This is a genomic window from Brakhagea slesvicensis (assembly GCF_052161625.1).
In the GTDB taxonomy this organism is placed as follows: Bacteria; Planctomycetota; Planctomycetia; order Pirellulales; family Pirellulaceae; genus JBKCUI01.
Genome location: NZ_CP197412.1, coordinates 5,799,217 through 5,817,088, shown reverse-complemented (window position 1 = coordinate 5,817,088; position 17,872 = coordinate 5,799,217). Strand labels below are relative to the sequence as shown.

The window sequence follows — 17,872 nt, the reverse complement described above, 5'->3', positions numbered from 1 at the left end:
AGCTGCACCCCAGAACAATCACATCCAGCCTGTAACGATTGGATGTCTTCAACCCTTCGCTAGCACGCGGACCGCTCGCTAGCGAAGGGGCAAGATTTTCTAGTATGCCCAGGATCACTTCGCCTTTTGCAACGTCGTGAGGTACTCGACGAGATCCACCAACCCTTGATCGGAAACCAATTCGTGAAGGTTTTCCGGCATGAGCGACTTGTCTTGCTTCTTGAACTCATCGACGTTGGCCCGCGCGACCGTGTGCTCGATACCCTTCGCGTCTTTCAGGATGATCGATTGGGCAGTCTCGGAAACCAGCAACCCAGTGATGACTTCGTCCTCATCCGTACGGAGAGCATAAGCTTCGTACGCGTGACTGATCCCAGCGCTGGGGGCCAAAATGGACAAGTACATCGCGTCCTTCGAGAGCTTGCTTCCGATCTCACTCAGATTCGGTCCGACATTCTTCCCCTCGTTGCCAACTATGTGGCATTGTGAACAGGTAGCTGCACCGAAGTATATTCCCTTTCCTCGTTCGGCATTTCCTCTCCGTTTCACAAGCTGGTCGATCGAAGGCAACTCCTTCTGAGACCCTTCGGCCTTCGGGAATAGCTTCTGGGCTTCATCGCGAATCGTGGCTTCCGTCGAGCCTCGGAGTGTGCTCGCGATCAGCCCCAACGCTTCGGACGGAATGGCTTGCTTCTTTGCCAGCTCCAGAATAAATGATTGGGTATTCTTGTTACGGGCCAAAGCGATGGCAGCCTCGGCCTTCACTCCCTTGGTGGCAGTGTCGGACTCCAGAAGCGACCGCTGCAACTCCACCCATTCTCGCTTCGTTCCCAGTGAAACGATCCGAGCGATCGCCAAGTCCAGTTCGGTTGGTTCCTTGGAAGCAAGTCGATTCAATAAGGCTTGGCGATTTTTTTCGTCCGAAGCGTAGATCTCGAGCGCTTGCAGACCTTGAGAGGTGGCTCCCCATGCAGTGGCCCGTTCAAGTAGTAACGTGTCCAAGCTGGGGACTCGCACCTTGCGCAAAACTCGCAACTGAGCAGGATCTTCTCCCATCCGTTCGACATACCGAGCGACACTGGCTAGGAGGAGCGGATCCAACTTATCGGCCACACGATCGGTTCGCAGCAAGGCCTCTACAACCAGAGAGTCGCGTCGCTCGTTTGCCGGCGATTCCTTTATGGCGCTAAGGAGAGATTCGATTCCCTTTTCGCGAGCGCTTTTCTCTTGGAAGTCCAAAGCTCGCAGCATCGCCGAAAATTGTGAGTCGGGAAGATTTGGCGATTGGAGTGCGGCAATTTGCAAACCAGCAGCTTTGCTTCCTCGCGCCCGCCAGACGATTCCTCGAGACGATGCGGATGCCATGTCCGGTTTGGTCGATAGCCACGCGTCGATACACTCATCCCATCGATCCATCGCTGCGATCCCCAATGCCTCCAAATACCACCGGTCTTTTCCATCGAACCGATTTGCCAATTTCGACCAGTAGCTAGGTCCCTCCGCGGATTTGTCTTCTCGCAATGCAACACACAGTTCGCGAAGAACCGAGGGATCGGAATCGTTCGACAACGCCGGAATGTATTCACTCGTCGGCAAGCGGTATTGTCGCGCGATGCGAATCCCCGTGATCCTCACGTTCGGATCGGCGTCGTTCGCAGCGTGATCGACGATTTGTTTAGGCGACTGAATCCTTGCGAGCACCCACAACGCGCGGGCTCGATATCGAGGGTTGGTATCCTTTGCCATCGATTGCAACGCGGGAATCGCGTCCTTGCCCATGGCAATCAATGCTTTGAAGGCCATGTATCTCGCAGAGTTGTTGGGACTCTTCAAGGCCTCGACGGCGCCCTCCGCGGTCCGGAATTCATACGCTGGCACTCGGTAAGGGGTATTGGGAGGGGCGACTCGGAACAATCGTCCTCGCTCCATGTCCTCCATGTTATGCCCGCCAACTCCGGGGTCGTACCAATCCGAAACAAAGAGCGAGCCGTCCGGGGCGACCGAAACGTCCGCAGGTCGGAACCATCGATCGAACTCGCCGACGATGATGTTTTCAATCGTCGCCGAATAGCCGGCACCATCCTTCTGTGCCACGTAAGCTCTCACGACGTTAGGCCCTGCATCGGTGTGAATGACTTGGTTGCGATATCGCTCCGGCAGCAACGAGCCTTCGTAGACGGTAATCCCCGTTGGAGACCCTGCCCCGGTAATCAACATGGTCGGAACGACACCGGGATCGTTGAGGTGCCAGTGCCGTTGTGGGATTTCTGGCTCCCAGTTGGTTCGCTCTGCCTGCCACCCAGCCCCGGTAGCCTCGTCCACATAGCCGTAATTGCCGAACTCCATCACATAGTTGATCCGTGTCGCTCTGTTTCCATCGTCGTCATTGTCCGACTGCCAAAGCGATCCGAAGGAATCGACAGCTACCTCATAATTATTTCGAAAGTTATGCCCGAGAACCTCCATATCGCTCAAATCTTCATTGCATCGGAAAACCATCCCTTGGCGATAGGGATTTCCCGAGTCATTGATCTTTCTTCCCCAGCGATCCAAGATTGGATTTCCCGCAGCATCGCATAGCTGATGACCGGTGTTTCCAAAATTGAAATAGAGCTTCCCGTCGGGACCAAAAACAAAGGAGTGCACCGAATGGTCATGCTGGGGTTGCCCCGTTTTCGTCAAGATCTGGGTTTTCCGATCCGGTACGTCATCTCCGTCTTCATCGACGAACTCTAGCACGTGAGGTGCCGCGCTCACGAGAACGCGATTGCCGAGCACGCACAATCCCAGTGCGGAGTCGATGTCGCGGCCTTGGTAAAAGACCTTGGTCTTATCCACCACACCGTCATGATCGGTGTCTTCCAGAATGAGGATCCGATCTCCTTCGGGGCGATCATTCTGGTGGCGGCGATAGTTCACCACTTCGCAAACCCAAATCCGTCCGCGATGGTCGATGTCGATATTCGTAAGGCTCTTTAGCATGGGCTCGGATGCGGCCAGGGAGGCTTGTAATCCCTCGGCTACTTGCAGCCCAGCAACCGCTTTTTCTGGCGTGCGATCCACAGACTGCACCGAAGCAGTCCTGCCCCAATCATTGATTCCCACTGGAACACCTTCCGCCGCGACATGGAATCGCACCGAGGTCGTCTCTCCGTTCTGCTGCGAAACGCCCCCGTCGTCGAGTGCGCATCCAGCTTGGAATGTCTCATAACCAGGTGGAAGGTCGATTCCGATCACACTGAATGCGTGTGTTCCGATACCGGAAACGGCTCGGCCCTCGACCTGCATGACCCCTCCATCCACATTCGCATTTTTGCGAGGTTCGCCCCATTCCGCGGACGCCGACAACCAATTCAATTCCAAAAGGGACTTCTCCCCTTGGGGACCGACCAACTTCGGCTCCACCCAATTCGCCCAATCGCAGGCCATTCCATCGCGTCCCGATGAGACGATCAAATAAAGTCGCTTCACGCCTCGTATGTCAACCATTGCGTTGACGCGGTGCTGCGGTGTTTTGCTGGTTAGTGTATCGGTGGAAAATAGAAGCTTCGCGGCGGAAGACTGATCGGGTCCCGCGACCGGAGCGGACGTCAATCGAAACGACTCGGCGATCTTCTTCGCATCGAAGCTTCCTGGGACGGTCTCGTCTTGATTCTCTTTCAGCTGCTCCACCGACTTCGGAGCTACCGTGGCCCCTTCGTCGGGTATCTTTGCCTTCGCGGTCCAAAGAATCGCGTTGGCAACCAGTTTGGTCTGCTCCGTGCGGCCCCAATTCCAGTGGAAATGCCCACCGGTGAATCCGAACGACCGGCCACCATCGGGGCGCTCGGTCGCCCAAGCGACATGCTGCGGAACCTTTTTCGCAACCTCTTTGCGAACATCCGGATTTCCGCTGTGAGGTCCATCCGGCCGCGACATGGTGTGTTCGGGGGCAACGGCAGAAAGGATGGGAGTGACCCCTTTCATGCCCTCCGGAAACCGCATGTGGAAGTACCACTCATCCCGTGTTTCGAATGGCTTGACGCCGGTGGTAATTGGATGCTTTGGCAGCGTGTCGAACTTCGCATCCCAATGGGGATTCACGGACCAATGCGTTTCAAAGTAACCGCCGAGCCACTGAAGGAACTCCGGCCCGCCACGCTCTTTCGGTACCTCGACCGCATAATGGATACAGACGAATCCCGCTCCGCGTTCCATTTGCTTTTGAAGACGCGGCAAGTGAGGCAAGGAAGGGTGACCACCACCGCCATCGGAGTAGATCACAATCGCATCGGCTTGATCGAGCAAACGATCGTCCTGGGGCCAGCCGTTTCGCAACACGGTACAGCGAACGTTGGGGTCAGACTTCTCAACCACTTCCGCCAAGATCCTTGAACCGGCGAAGTGTTCGTGCGAGCCGTAATCATGGCTCTGACGACCGGCGATGAAGACCACATGCTTCTTGCCGTCTTGGGAATAGACTGCCGAGCGAAGGACTGCGGTATGGACGCAAACGGTCGCGAAAACCGACAAGACAAAAGCGGGGATTCGTATACGCATCGTACACTGGACTCTTTTGGGTAGGCACTGAAATTTGGCGGAGCCACTGGCAAGTGGCGATGGGGTAGCCGACCGAAAGCGGCAAAAACCACCGGCCGACCGATCAATCTGCGGCGACTAGGGGGGCTAGAGAAGGGTGGTTTCCCAAGCCGCTAAGTCGGCACTAAAGCGAAATTGTCCTCCAACCATTCGGCTTTCGCAACGGGTCTCATAAAAGTTGCGTGTTTGGTTCACTCCGCGGCAATTGCCCTGGATTCGAGCGATCGAGGTTTGCTAATGTCCGCGATCAAACGGTCTGTCTCCCATTTCCCCACGGGGCGTGAGTACGTGGAATTCTTTGCTTCTCAACGAAAACGGGTTTCCTCCGCCATCGCAAGCGGCTTTCTGCTCGCGGTCCTTGGATGCACCGACGGCCCGTTTTACGAGCTCAAGAAGCTGAATCCGGTCATTCAAGACCAGTGGAAGAAAGATCGCGCTCGCAGACCGGTCTACCATCAGCGTGTGGAAGAGTTTCAACTGCTTCGCACCGCGATCGCAAAATACCCTGTCGAAGAGCAACGCCGATATATCGAGCTCCTGGCCAACACTGCCAAAGTAGAAACCAGTCCCGATATTCGCAGGCACATTGTTCTGGTGTTGTCCGAAGTGCTCGAGCGGCCTGATGCCATGATGGTCGTTACGGAAATGTCGAAAGACAAAGAGAGCAAGGTTCGGCTGGAGGTTGCCAAGGCCCTTCGAAATAGCAGTGACCCGATCGCCACCCAAGCCCTATTGGCTCTCGCTGCATCGGACAAAAGCGATGTGGTGAGAAATATGGCCACGGAGTCGCTAGGCAATCACAAAACCGAGGATGTGAAAAGCTTTCTCGCAAAACAATTGGACTCGAAACAACCAGGCGCTCAATACGCTGCGTATCTCGCACTCAAAGAGCAAACGGGTAAAAGCTTCGGTGGTGACGCAGCGAAGATGCGTGCGTATCTCCTTGGGGAGCCGGTTGACGAAGACGCTCCCAGCTTCCTCGCTTCTCCCATTGACTTCTTCCTAGGAAGATAGCCGGCAGCCCGCTTCGGGGCTTTCAAGAGGTTCTTTCACATGGGCGGTCGCTCGCTGCGACTGCTGCGCTGCTCCCGATTTTTTACAAGGAATGCGCCGCGCCATTCCTGATATACTCACGGCGAGCGATATCTCTCAGGTGCTAAGCGCCGTTCGTTGTGAAAGGGTTCAAGTCATGCATCGCAAAATTCACGCCATCGCGTATATCTTGTTCGTTTCGATTCTCGGCTTGCGCGTCGCCCATGCGGAGGAAGGTGCGTCCAGTCCGGCGACCGAGCGGAAGCCGGCGATGGAAATGGTGAAAGTTTCGGATGACAAGAAAGGGTTTGCCCTGCTCCCTTCCGGTGCAAGGTTTGTTCCCTGGGGACACAACTATGCATCGGTCGATATTCTCAAGCGGCTGGATGAAGATCCTGCTCGCGTCCAGCGAGAGTTCGAAGAAATGAAATTGGCGGGTACAACGGTCGCGCGCATCCATCCCGAATTGCCACGCGTTCTCGACAAGCCCGATGTCGCGAATGATAAAGGGATCGCCGGAATCCAGCAGTTGCTGACGATGGCGGAGAAAACAGGTATCTACTTAAAGATCACTGGGCTCGCCAATTACACGATCGCTGACCGTCCCGAATGGTATGACAAACTTGCGGAAGAAGATCGATGGAAGACACAGGCTTTCTTTTGGGAAACCATCGCGCGGACTTGCAAAGACAGCCCAGCCGTCTTCGCCTACGATCTGGTGAACGAGCCCGCCGCGGCGGGCAAACCAACCGACGGCTGGTACACAGGGCGCATGGGGGATGTTGAGTTTTGCCAGCGATTGAGCTTGAACGCGGGCAAACGAACTGGGGACGAGATCTTTCGGGAATGGACTGCACGCATGGTTCAGTCGATTCGCAAGCAGGACTCTGCTCACTTGATCACAATGGGAATGCTCCCGTTCCCAGCCGCTTACCAGTCGACCTCGGAAAATCTCGACTTCGTTTCACCTCACCTCTATCCGAAGGCAGGCAAGGTCGCTGAAGAGCTGGAGTTGCTTCAAAAGTTCGATTGGGGAAAACCGATCGTCATCGGTGAAACATTTCCGCTGAGCTGCAGCCCTGACGACTTGCGAGACTTTCTCATGAAAAGCCGAGGAGTTGCCGCCGGGTGGATCGGGCATTGGCCAGACGAGTCTCCTGCGGAACTGATGGAGTTGAAGAAGTCCGGGAAGGCAACCATTCAAAACGCCATCTGGCTATCCTGGGTAGAGCTCTTCCGTGAACTAGGTCCCGCGATGATAGCCACTCATGCTGAGAGCAAGTAATCGAGAAGACAATCCGAGTGACGAGAGAGGAAGTGCCGAAGCAGATGGAAAGTTTGACGGTTTGGAAGACGGGGCTTGCGCTCGCGCTTGCGATGTGGATTTGCGATCTATGTTTCTTGTTTGGGCTCGCTATTTTGCAAGCGACTTCCTCGATGCGAATCCCAGTTGCCGGTTGGGTCGGTCTGCTTATTGTCTTGCCGGTGGTTGAATTAGGATTCTTGGTTGCCGTCGTCGTCGCCGGAAGAACTTCATCGCAAAAGAGCGACTAAACGATAAGACTGGGCGTTCGAAAAGGACATTGATCAATAGCGACCATAGTAACCACCTGCGGAGGGGGGGTTGGTTGGCATGGTTGGATTCGCCCAACCTCCCGTTGGTGCCGAGCCTCCTGTTGTGGACCAGCCTCCCGTTGTAGGGGGTGGGGTCGCAGGATAAGTCGGTTGTGTGTGCCGTTGCTGAAGAACATTCGCCGTGCTTCCCGCAGGAACGAACGATCCAGGATTCGCTAAAGTTTGGTAGTTGGAGGTGTAGCCCCGAACGAGGTTCGGCGAAGGGGCTGCAGCGGTGCTCGCTGGTGCGTTCGCATAGGACGCTCCGCTCGGTAGCTGAGCAGAGTAGGTAGCGCCCGAGGTCGATGGGAATGGCACGGAATTAGGCTGCGAATAGTTCGGCGGTGGAACAGTGGATGGCATGCCGGCGGGCGGCTGGTTCTGTTGCCAGCCACCTGTGTAACCACCTGATGCACCGAACTGCGATTGATTTTGGTAAGCGGGGTAGCCAGAAGCGTATGGATTTGCCAATCCTGCCGTCGATGGACGGAGATCCGGTGCGCCAGGATTGGCCTGTTGGCCTCCCCACCATTGCGAAGCGGATCCGGAGAGGTATTCTCCGACTCGAGATGCCAATAGCTGGATGTCAGGCTGGGAGAGCACTCCCCCTGTCGGCTGCGGATTGGGGTATCCAAGCGCAGGGTAATGGGCGGTATTCGGGTAGTTGGTAGTTTGGTAGTTGGGGTTTGCGCCAGACCAACCACTATTCGCGTACGGAGTGGCCGCGTATGGATTGGCCGGGTAGGCTCCGTACGGGCCCGATGATGGCGTGGGATAACCATACAGAGGCTGCGGAGCGATGTTTGGAAGAGCGGGAACCGTGGAGCCTATTAAAAGGTCGGTTAGTAAGGATGGATTGAGACCAACAAGTCCGAGCGCTAAGAACCCCAATTCGGCCCAATAGAACCGGGAATTCTTCTTTCGAGTTTTGTTGATACTCATCGCTCCATGTCCTTGCCAACATCCATTGGGTATAGCGAGTCCAAAAAGGGGAACGTTCCTGGCAGGCTGCGCTATTGCCGCGCGATAGTACAGAATGGGATGCCGCGAATCCTAGACCAATATGAAAGACGTTGCTCAAAAATCAGAGAAAAGCAAAATGGCATCCACCGGAAACGATGCCAAGACTCGCGTGCTGCACTTCTTACGTCTCCCACCTTTTCTTTGCATTCCGGATTCATTCGACTTACGATGGTGTCCCGTTTACAGACCGCTTTGCACAAGTGGAGAGGATTCCCATTTGTGCTACACTCGAACCTTCCCAGTTTCCCCACTTTCTCTCCGTGAGGCTTCTATGCAATGTTGTTCCGCCAATCTTCGCTCTGTTTCGAAGCAACTTGGGTTGCTGGTCACTCTTTTGGCTCCTTGCCAATGGGTGACTGCACAGGAGTACATCAACGGAATTGAATGGAAGGAACCGCCTCTCGTCACGCCGGGCGCGACGAACGATTTGCCACCCTCCGACGCCGTTGTTTTGTTCGACGGCAAAGATCTCTCGCATTGGAAAAACGCATCCGGGTGGAAAGTGGATGCGGGATCGATGGTCGCGGGCAAAGGAGCTGTGACCAGCGTCGAAGAGTTTGGGGATTGCCAAGTTCATATCGAATGGTCGGCTCCCACACCTCCCAAAGGGGACGGACAGGGACGCGGTAACTCGGGCGTCTTCTTGATGGGGATGTACGAATTGCAAGTCCTCGACTCGTACCAGAACAAGACCTACTTCGACGGCCAAGCGGGCGCGATCTACAAGCAAACTCCACCGATGGCCAATGCGATGCGCAAGCCGGGGGAATGGAACACGTACGATATCTTCTGGACGGCACCACGTTTCAAAGAGGATGGCACGCTTCAATCTCCGGCTTACATCACCGCGGTGCACAACGGCGTTCTGATCCTGAATCACTTCGAACTCAAAGGGGATACTCCCTTCAATCGCCCGCCCGCTTACAAGAAGCACAAGGACAAAGGGCCGATCACCATTCAGGATCACGGCAACCCTGTTCGCTTCCGCAACATATGGGTCCGAAACCTGGAACCGGTCGAAGGAAAGCAAGCCCGGAAACCGTTCCTGCGAAATGGCAATAAAGAAACGGATATCGAGTAGGCTTCCTGAAGATCATCAAGGGAACGGATGAAAGGCTTCGTTCCAGGACGTAAGCCCTAGCACCTGGAGATAGGGCATCGACACTTCTTTTTGCGTGTCGGTGCCCAGCGAACGATAAAGATACCAAATCGGTTTCTTTCCAAACGGATCCGCGGGGTCATTCGGTAGTTTTCGCAGTCCGATTTTGAGCCCCCCTTCGTCAGGATGGTCGACCCAGTTGTGGTAATGCCAGACTTGGATGGAGGGCAACCGCTGGAGTTTATACCAAGCCAATGCCATCCCGGCCGCTTGATTGGCTAAGTCCGATTCGGAATAGCTGCGCGAATTGAAACCGTTCTCGCTCAGGTGGATCTTGCGGACCGCACCCTCAAATCGCATCGTATCCTGACGCATGAAGGCATCGAGGACTTCGAGGTTCTTTGGTGTGATCTTGGCAGTGTTCCAGTCCCAAGTGGCTTGGCTGTCTTGCCAAGTCTTCGGCTCGAACAAGTCTTGGGGATAGGGGTGAAACGCAAGGCCCCACTCGAAATCTCCCTCTGCATCCCCAAAAAGATTGAGCAGTTCAAGCATACGACGAGAGCCATATGCGTAGGGTTCACCCGGTATCGACCAGTGGTGGGTAAGCGTGATAAAGACCTCTGCGTTCGGATCATATTGCCGCGTAGCCAGGTGCATCAATCGCATGGATCGCTGGTAAAGATCCATGTAGGCCAAGTCCGATTTTTTGCCAGCATTGGTCCAAACCCATCCGAAATCCACTTCATTGTGCATGATCCAATGGTGGACGCGTCCAAATTGACCATTTGGTCTCGACCATCGCTCGGCGATCAGACTGTAAAGCGCACTGACGTAACGTTCGCCCTCCATGGTCGCGACGTTCGGCATGGCATAGGTTCCCTCTGCGGTCGCATCGGGATGCGCTAACAATCGGCCTTCCACTTGATTCAGATCGCGAATGTTTTGGATCAAGAGAATTGCGGAGACCATCACCTTCTGCTGCTGGGCCCGTTGAAAGATCCTGTCGTAACCGTGCAGTGCCGACTCCCGCAAGTGATAGGTGGTCCCCTGCCACACATAAGGAACTGTATCTGCAGCTGGATCCAGCCGAAGCGCGTTATGGAGTCCAGCCACATTAACGGTGACGGATCCGATACCCAGCTCTTCTAGTTCTTTTTCCAGTCCAGGGCCACGGTTCGGAGTCCAACCACCAAGCCCCTTTTGGGTAGAGGGCCTTCCTTCGGGTAAGTCTGGGGCGCGGCACTCGATTTGGTCCGCGTATCGGCCATGCGACGCGATCACCCATTGCTCCCCTTGTCGCTTCACCACATGCCAACGTCGGAAAAGTCGATCGCGTCTCTCGAGCGGTTCTCCGTCCAAACGGCTCGCTTTCCATTCGAACTCCCCTTGGGCATCGAGACGAATCGGCTCGACCCTTGAATCCATTGGGAGTTTGAGTCGCGATGCGTGCAGAGGTAGGGACACGAGCCCATACGTAGCCGCATCCGACTCGACCGCGATACGCCCCCGAACCACGATCTCGTCCGCACCCACCACTACTTGTTCGATTCTTCCAGCAAACTCTTTCTCAAAGGAATCGAGGATCGCAGAGTCGGCATCCAGCAACGTCGCGTCTTGTGGATGTGACGCTCCAGCCAATGCGAGAGCAGTTGTGCCAAGCATCCACGAGATAAACCAGTATGTGCACCGAAGTTGCCGAAGCATTATTGACCTTCTTCTCGATACTTGTCGAGTTTGCGGTAGAGGGTTCGGGCGCCAATACCGAGGATCTTGGCTGCCTCTTCACGGTTTCCCGCGGTGATCTTCAGCGTTTCTTCGATTGCCCATTGTTCGATTTCATCCATCGTCTTACCAACCAATTCCGATTGTCCGATAGCCAGCGGCATGGTGGGCAGTTCGATGGAGTTCGACGCACCCAACGTGTTGAGTGAAGAATCGCTGTCGTCCATGAGCTCGGGTGGCAAGTCGTCGATGTCGAGTTTGCCGTCGGTGTCGAGTACAACCATGGTTTCGACGAAGTTGCGCAGCTGCCGAATGTTCCCCGGCCAAGCGTACGCGAAGAATTTTTTCGTCACGGCAGGGGTGAAGTTGCACGGTGCGTGATTGTGCCTGCGAACGAATGTCTTTCGGAAGTGATCCATGAGCGGGATGATGTCGTCTCGGCGATCGCGCAGTGGAGGCAAATGAACCGTGACCACTTTCAACCGATAGAAGAGATCATTGCGGAATTGACCGTCTTCGATCATCGCCTCGAGGGGACGGTTGGTTGCAGAAATCAGTCGTACGTTGACCTTGATCGGTTTGTTATCTCCGACGCGAGTGATTTGGTGTTCTTCGAGTACACGGAGCAATTTGATCTGCGTGCTCATGGGCATGTCTCCGACTTCGTCAAGAAACAGCGTGCCGCCGTCGGCGTATTGAAACGCTCCCTCTCGATCGGTCACCGCGTCGGTAAACGATCCCCGAACGTGACCAAACATTTCGCTTTCGACCAAGTTCTCGGAGACGGCGCGGACGTTCAGTGCGACCATGCGTTTGCCTTTGCGCGGACTGTTTTGATGGATCGCACGCGCAATCAACTCCTTGCCCGTCCCGCTTTCTCCAGTGATCAACACCGTCGCGTCGGTTGGGGCGATTCGCTTCAATCGATCGATAAGTTGCTGCATCTGCGGGCCGGCATAGACGATCCCTTCAAAGCCGAACTTTTCATCCAGGCGCCGGCGAAGCTCCACATTCGTCTGCTTGAGCTGAACCGATTCGATCGCCTTGGCCACGATTGCTCGAAGCCGGTTGGGGGTGATTGGCTTTTCCAAGAAGTTAAAAGCACCCAGCTGCATCGCCTCCACTGCTTTGGAAACGGTCGCATGCCCCGTTACCATGATGACTTGACTCTCAGGAAGCAGTTGACGGGCCGTCGCCAGCACCTGCATGCCGTCGAAGTCGTTCATCATCAAATCGGTGATAATGACGTCAAAGGTATTCTGTTCGAGATGGCGTTTCCCTTCCGGGCCGCTTGTTGCGACGGTGCATCGGTAGCCTGTCTTTTCCAAGCTCTCGAACATGGCTTGGGCGAGGGCCGGATCGTTGTCGACCACAAGGATCGAAAACAACTTGGGATCAAGTTCGGCGGGCGTTCCGGAATCGGTCGGACTGGATTGCTTCGTTTCGTCGATTTGCATGGCAAGTTGACTTTGCAGGGCGGCTGAAAGGTTGTACTTTGACGGGATTGAATTTTCGTCAATTGCAGGGATTTGAAAAGGACAAACGGATGGACGGGGGCAAGCTTTGTCGCGGCGTACGCGGGGCAACGACTGTCGAGAGCAACTCCAAAGAAGCGATTCTTAAGGGGACGCGTCAGTTGCTGGCGCTCATGATTCGCCGAAACGACATTGCCCAAGAAGACGTGGCCAGCGCCATTTTCACCGTCACTCGAGACCTAAACGCCGAGTTTCCGGCCCTCGCGGCAAGGCAAATGGGCTGGATCGATATCCCGCTCCTGTGCGGCTACGAAGTCGACGTGCCCGGATCGCTCGGCGCTTGCGTCCGGATTCTGTTGCACTGGAACACGCCGAAGTCTCAAAAGGAAATCCACCACGTTTACATTCACGACGCGATCGCGCTTCGCCCGGATCTGAACAAGCTCCCACCCGTCGATTGGAACGAGCTGGAAGAATGGATCACCAGCCAACTCCCTATCGGGAAGACCGGCAAATCCTAGTCGATCACTCGTACCCAGCGATCCGGTGGGTATGGGATCAATCGCAGAGATGCTTAGTAGGGAGCCTGCCCAGTTGCAAGACTCGCAAGCGCCTTCCAAACCGACGTGACGGCATCGCAAATCAATTTGGAGGTTCCCCACTGACCTCCCCACGCGGGCATGATCAAGATCGAAAGAAGGATCGTTCCCAAAAAGACGACCGCGAGCGTTCCATCCAAGGGTGTGGTGGATGCAAGCGGCGTGGAGCGACCGAACCACCCACTTTTTTGAATTTTGGGAGCCGTCAATTCTCGAAGGGGTTCAAATTCCAAGTCAACAAGTTCGTTCTGGCCAATCCATTTGTGCTTGCACAAAACCGACCAGAGCATGTCTTGGTAGAAGAATCGAAACTCGCCTCCGACCCGAACTTTTTGGGCGAGGGATCGAGAGACCCGAACCGTGAACATGTCTCGGCTCTGCTCCACCACCTGAACTTGCTTCTTCCGCGAACCTAGCTTGAGCCATCCACAAGATTGCGAGTCTGCAATCTTGCATCGGTAAGCAGGCGAATGATCGATCATGGTACAGCTCCATAAGGAAACTCGATTCAAGCAGTGAAACCTGCGTCCGTCCGCTAAACCTTGGGTTTCCCAGAACGTGATGGAGTCGTTCATGAGCAAAAACAACCGAGTTTTCTACAACCCGCTGGAAAGTTTTGCCGGCTATAGAGATTGGGGTATCTGAGGGACCCCTGTCGCTTTTTCCAATCGTGCATCTTGTAGTAGGAATTCTGCGGATAACAGCTGGGGCGGTCGATCGAATTGAATGGTTCGTGTGCCCCCTTCGACCTCCCGGATATCGGATGACCGCAATGCCCCTGCCCTTTCGAATTGTCCCATTCGCAATGTTGCTGGCTTGGCTGCTCGCATCATGCAGCTGGGGACAAGTGCCTGGGATTTGCACCTCTTCGGACGGGATGTCTTGGACACAGGACGAGCAAGTCCTGCGGAAATGGCTAGAGCAACGAAACGATCCTGGGAAAGGTGCGGGGCCGGCCCTAACCGTTCAAGCTCCTCCGTCCCAGACAACGCCGTTTGCGCCCGCGACGACGTTCGGCCATTCACCCGTCCACACTCCCCCCGTCCACACTCCCCCCGTCCACACCAAGGGGACTGCGATCGCGCCGCACTCGATCGGAACTCGAAGCATTTCCTATCCAACGAGCCAAGAGGACGATTTGCTCGTGGCACCAACCCCACAAGCTGAGGCGGACCCGTTATCAGGTCTGGGGCCCGACGCTAAACGCGAAATGGAACGCGCTCAGTCCGCGACCAGTGCACCCGCGGTGCCCTCGGGCGTCGATCCCCACTGGGAAATCTTCGCGAAGGAACGTTACCCATCCGCTATCCAGTGCGCCAAGTGCCATCAGAAGATCTACGATGAGTGGCGAGTGAGCGGTCACGCCTATGCAGCGGTCTCCCCGATGTTCACTCGCTTTGAACAGAAAGTGGCAGAACTGACCCGTGGAACGTCCGGTACATTTTGCCTTCGCTGCCATGCGCCGGTGGCAACTCAAACCGACTTCCCTCGCGACGCAGCCATCTTCGATGGCCCGGCTGTGTTTCGGGAGGGAATCACTTGTATCGCATGCCACCGCGTCGTCGAACGCTATGGACGTGTCAATGGTGAACGACGCATCGAAACAGGGAGCGAGGTCGACCCGGTCGTCGGCAATCTTGGTGGAGATGGCGTGCAAGCCGTCATCGCGGACAAAGACCACTTCAAAGTCAAAACGACTCTGGAGGACAAACGGCCCCTGCAACCGATTCACGACGGTGCGATCCAGTTCGAACAGCTTTCCGATAGCTCGTTCTGCGCTGGCTGTCACCAAGTCGTTGTGCAGCCCGGTATAGGTCTTGAAATCGTTTACCAGCAATACCGACAAGGTCCCGCATGCAAAAAAGGTGTTTCCTGTCAGGACTGCCACATGGGTGCAGTCCCTGGTAAGGCGCTCGGTTACACCTACGGACCTGCGGCCGAAGTGGACAAGAAGACAATTCATCCGCAACGTAAACATGCGAACCATGTTTTCTATGGCCCGGCCTATCCATTGGCCCACCCCGGATTATTTCCGCACAACGAGAAGTCCTTTCGCTGGAAGCCGGATCAATGGTTGCAGTTTGATCATCGCCAAGGTTGGGGGACTAAAGACTTTGAGGACTGGGTCGCGCGCAATCCATCCACCTACGCCTTCCCCGATGCTTGGAAACTAGCGCAGGAACGCATCGACGCTCGCAAGGTGATCGATGAGAATCAAAAGCTTCTCGACTACAAGCGTCAGACCGCTGTGGAAATCTTGGAGAACGGATCTCAAATCAACGGGCCCTTGTTCAGTAGGTCACCCGCAGCTGGTAAGAGCCTCGACTTCCACTATGTGGTCTGCAATACAAGCGAAGGGCACAACATGCCGAGCGGGTCGCTCGGAGCGCAGCCGCAACTTTGGCTCAACGTTGTATTGATCGATCCTCAAGGAAACCGGATCTGGGAATCGGGAGACCTCGACAGCAACGGCGATCTTCGCGACCTCCATTCGTTGGACGTTCGAGCAGGACGCATCCAACGCGATCCCCAACTCAAGAATTTTCAAACGAAGTTCCTGATTACCAACATCAAAGGGACCGAGCGCGAAATGTACCTACCGGTGAATGTGGACATCGATCCGCTGCCATTCTTCCGCCCCGGCACGGTCCCTTACACCGTTCTCAATCATCCCCCGTTTATTCGGATGGAAGCGCATAGCATTCCGCCACTCGATTCGCGAACCGCCAAATACTCGGTCCCTGCCGAGTTGCTCACTCAAAAAGGGACCTATCGTTTGAGCGTTCGCTTGAGAAGCCGAGTGGAACCTCCCTACTTCCTGCTCTTTTGCGATGGAACGCCCGATATGCTGACGTCGCTCAACGAAGCTATCTTGGACGTACATCCTTACTCCACGGAATTTACCATCCGGTAAAAGGACGAGGATCCACGCGTGCAACAATTAGCCGTCAAACAAAAAAACGCAAAGATGCACCGAAGCATTCCCGTCGGTTTGATGAACCGTTGGGTCTTCGCAGGACTGGCGTGGGCTGTCGCGTCAACACCCGCCGCCGCACAGATCGCAATCGACGATCCTTATGGGGCCATACAAACGGATCTTTTGACGAAGCAACCAATCGATCAAACGCTTCCATGGAAAAGCAAGGACGCCGGTTCATCGCCGAGCACTTCGTTTCCTTCTCTGTTAAAGGGTTCTAACACGGAATTGCTTGGAGCCCCCAGCGATCTGTTGCAAGGGGCCGAGACGAGATCGGAGCCCGCCAGTATTCCCAAGCTTGACGAACCCTTTCAGTTCACTTCGCCCGAACAACGTCTGGCGAGACTGTCACAGGCGAATATGTCCCAGGGGGCGATGATTGTTCCCTACCAAGCATGGGACTTCACCCCCAATCGGCATGTTCCTCAGCCCTTGGACCCGGGACTTGAGATTGAAACGTACTATGGCAAGTCACTTGTGGAAACCCAAAGGCCCTGGGTGGAGTGGTGGCGGCCCTTCTACACGGGGGGCATGTATGATCCAGGAAAGGAAGTCTTCAGCGACGTCAATCTGTTGACCCCTTCGTTCTTGGTCTACGGCGACTACCGGACGGGGGTTGGTGCACACCGGGTAGGCGGGCAAGACGTACAGAATTGGGCTCATCGGTTGAACTTGGATATGGATCTTCGGTTCACCGGTACCGAGCGGTTTCATATGTTCACGGGACCGCTTGATCATAACGGCCGGTTTACCCGATTGGACTTCAGTAACGGGGATGTCGAGTTCGAGGAGGAGCTCGATTTTCAGCCCGACACTGCATTCTTCGAGGGGGATTTGGGAGCGATCACTGGCGGTTTCCTTGGAGACGATGCACCCTTTGATTTGCCATTCACAGTAGGGCTTGTTCCTCTTCTCTTTCAGAATGGGATCTGGATGGAGGATGCGATTGCGGGAGTCGCAGTCGCACTTCCGTGGCGGCACTCCCGAGCGTTGAATTGGTCGAACTTCGACGCTACGTTCTTTGCAGGGTTCAACCAAGTCACCAGCCCTGCCTTTCAAAACGACAACAGCGCCGCTGCCGTGTTTGGTACGGCATGGTTCGTCGAAGCCTATGACGGCTATATCGAAATGGACTACGCTTACTTGGACGATCAAGACTCGTTGGGTCGCTCGTACCACAACGCCGCCGTGGCTTACACGCGGCGTTACTTCGGACGTATCTCCAACACCGTTCGTCTGATTGGGAATGCGGGGCAATCCGGACCGGTTGCAGATCGAACGGCCGATGGAGGGCTGCTTATCTTCGAAAACAGTTTGGTTTCCTCCCAGCCGAGCCACTTCGTCCCCTATTGGAATTTCTTTGTAGGCAATGGACGGCCACAAAGTGTCGCGAGGGCGGCCAACGCTGGAGGTATTCTCCGAAATGTTGGGATCAATTTCGAAACCGACGCATTGACCGGCTATCCTACGCTAGCCTCCGATGGTGCGAACGCCTATGGAGGCGCCATAGGATTTAACTTGCTGTCAGCTGATTTTTATCGTCAATGGATTGTCGAGTTCGCGGCGGCAGACCGTTACGGCGATCCCGCGATCAGTTCGTTCGCCGGCCCGCAGTACGGGTTGGGGACTCGTTATCAACAAGCGATCAACAATCGAAGTCTCTGGCGTGTCGACTTCATGAACGGGTGGTTTGACAACGCACCTAATATTTATGGCACGCGGGCTGAGTTTCGTTGGAAGTTTTGAGCGAGTT

The 17,872-nt window shown here is 55.3% G+C and carries 12 protein-coding genes; 7 read left to right on the top strand and 5 right to left on the bottom strand.

From position 1 onward, the window contains the following. Window positions 1–114 precede the first annotated feature (114 nt). Complete coding sequence (locus tag SH467x_RS21955) at window positions 115–4,539, bottom strand: PVC-type heme-binding CxxCH protein (protein WP_482369230.1); 4,425 nt, start codon at window positions 4,537–4,539, stop codon at window positions 115–117. A 276-nt stretch (window positions 4,540–4,815) separates the two neighbouring features. Between SH467x_RS21955 and SH467x_RS21950 the strand changes: the two genes are divergently transcribed. The 3 genes from SH467x_RS21950 to SH467x_RS21940 all read left to right on the top strand — a co-directional run bounded on the left by SH467x_RS21950 (window position 4,816) and on the right by SH467x_RS21940 (window position 7,164). Further along, window positions 4,816–5,592, top strand: a complete 777-nt coding sequence (locus SH467x_RS21950) for a HEAT repeat domain-containing protein (protein ID WP_482369229.1) — start codon at window positions 4,816–4,818, stop codon at window positions 5,590–5,592. A gap of 175 nt (window positions 5,593–5,767) precedes the next feature. Then, entirely contained in the window at window positions 5,768–6,895 is a 1,128-nt protein-coding gene (locus SH467x_RS21945; RefSeq protein ID WP_482369228.1) for a cellulase family glycosylhydrolase, read from the top strand. Window positions 6,896–6,939: 44 nt separating this feature from the next. Further along, window positions 6,940–7,164 carry a hypothetical protein gene (locus tag SH467x_RS21940; protein WP_482369227.1) on the top strand — a complete coding sequence of 75 codons (225 nt, stop codon included), beginning with the start codon at window positions 6,940–6,942 and terminating at the stop codon, window positions 7,162–7,164. A 33-nt stretch (window positions 7,165–7,197) separates the two neighbouring features. Here the strand turns inward: SH467x_RS21940 and SH467x_RS21935 are convergent, their stop codons facing one another. Next, the gene (locus SH467x_RS21935; protein ID WP_482369226.1) at window positions 7,198–8,166 is read right to left on the bottom strand and encodes a hypothetical protein; all 969 of its coding nucleotides are present in this window, start codon (window positions 8,164–8,166) and stop codon (window positions 7,198–7,200) included. Between the two features lie 352 nt (window positions 8,167–8,518). On the opposite strand from SH467x_RS21935, the gene SH467x_RS21930 reads away from it, so the two are divergent. Next, a complete protein-coding gene (locus SH467x_RS21930; RefSeq protein WP_482369225.1) occupies window positions 8,519–9,328 on the top strand; it encodes a 3-keto-disaccharide hydrolase in 810 nt (269 codons plus the stop codon). Window positions 9,329–9,343: 15 nt separating this feature from the next. Here the strand turns inward: SH467x_RS21930 and SH467x_RS21925 are convergent, their stop codons facing one another. Together SH467x_RS21925 and SH467x_RS21920 are read right to left on the bottom strand one after the other, a co-directional pair. After that, complete coding sequence (locus tag SH467x_RS21925; protein WP_482369224.1) at window positions 9,344–11,050, bottom strand: DUF5722 domain-containing protein; 1,707 nt, start codon at window positions 11,048–11,050, stop codon at window positions 9,344–9,346. Next, window positions 11,050–12,525 carry a sigma-54-dependent transcriptional regulator gene (locus tag SH467x_RS21920; protein ID WP_482369223.1) on the bottom strand — a complete coding sequence of 492 codons (1,476 nt, stop codon included), beginning with the start codon at window positions 12,523–12,525 and terminating at the stop codon, window positions 11,050–11,052. The genes SH467x_RS21925 and SH467x_RS21920 overlap by 1 nt, the downstream gene beginning before the upstream one ends. 89 nt (window positions 12,526–12,614) lie before the next feature. Here SH467x_RS21920 and aroH point away from each other — a divergent pair, with 89 nt between their 5' ends. After that, entirely contained in the window at window positions 12,615–13,064 is a 450-nt protein-coding gene (gene aroH / locus SH467x_RS21915; RefSeq protein WP_482371410.1) for a chorismate mutase, read from the top strand. Between the two features lie 53 nt (window positions 13,065–13,117). On the opposite strand, the gene SH467x_RS21910 is transcribed toward aroH, so the two are convergent. Continuing rightward, window positions 13,118–13,624: a hypothetical protein gene (locus SH467x_RS21910; RefSeq protein WP_482369222.1), complete on the bottom strand. Its 507-nt coding sequence runs from the start codon at window positions 13,622–13,624 to the stop codon at window positions 13,118–13,120. Window positions 13,625–13,905: 281 nt separating this feature from the next. Between SH467x_RS21910 and SH467x_RS21905 the strand changes: the two genes are divergently transcribed. Further along, window positions 13,906–16,056, top strand: a complete 2,151-nt coding sequence (locus tag SH467x_RS21905) for a multiheme c-type cytochrome (RefSeq protein WP_482369221.1) — start codon at window positions 13,906–13,908, stop codon at window positions 16,054–16,056. Between the two features lie 18 nt (window positions 16,057–16,074). Further along, window positions 16,075–17,865: a hypothetical protein gene (locus SH467x_RS21900; protein ID WP_482369220.1), complete on the top strand. Its 1,791-nt coding sequence runs from the start codon at window positions 16,075–16,077 to the stop codon at window positions 17,863–17,865. Window positions 17,866–17,872: the final 7 nt, after the last annotated feature.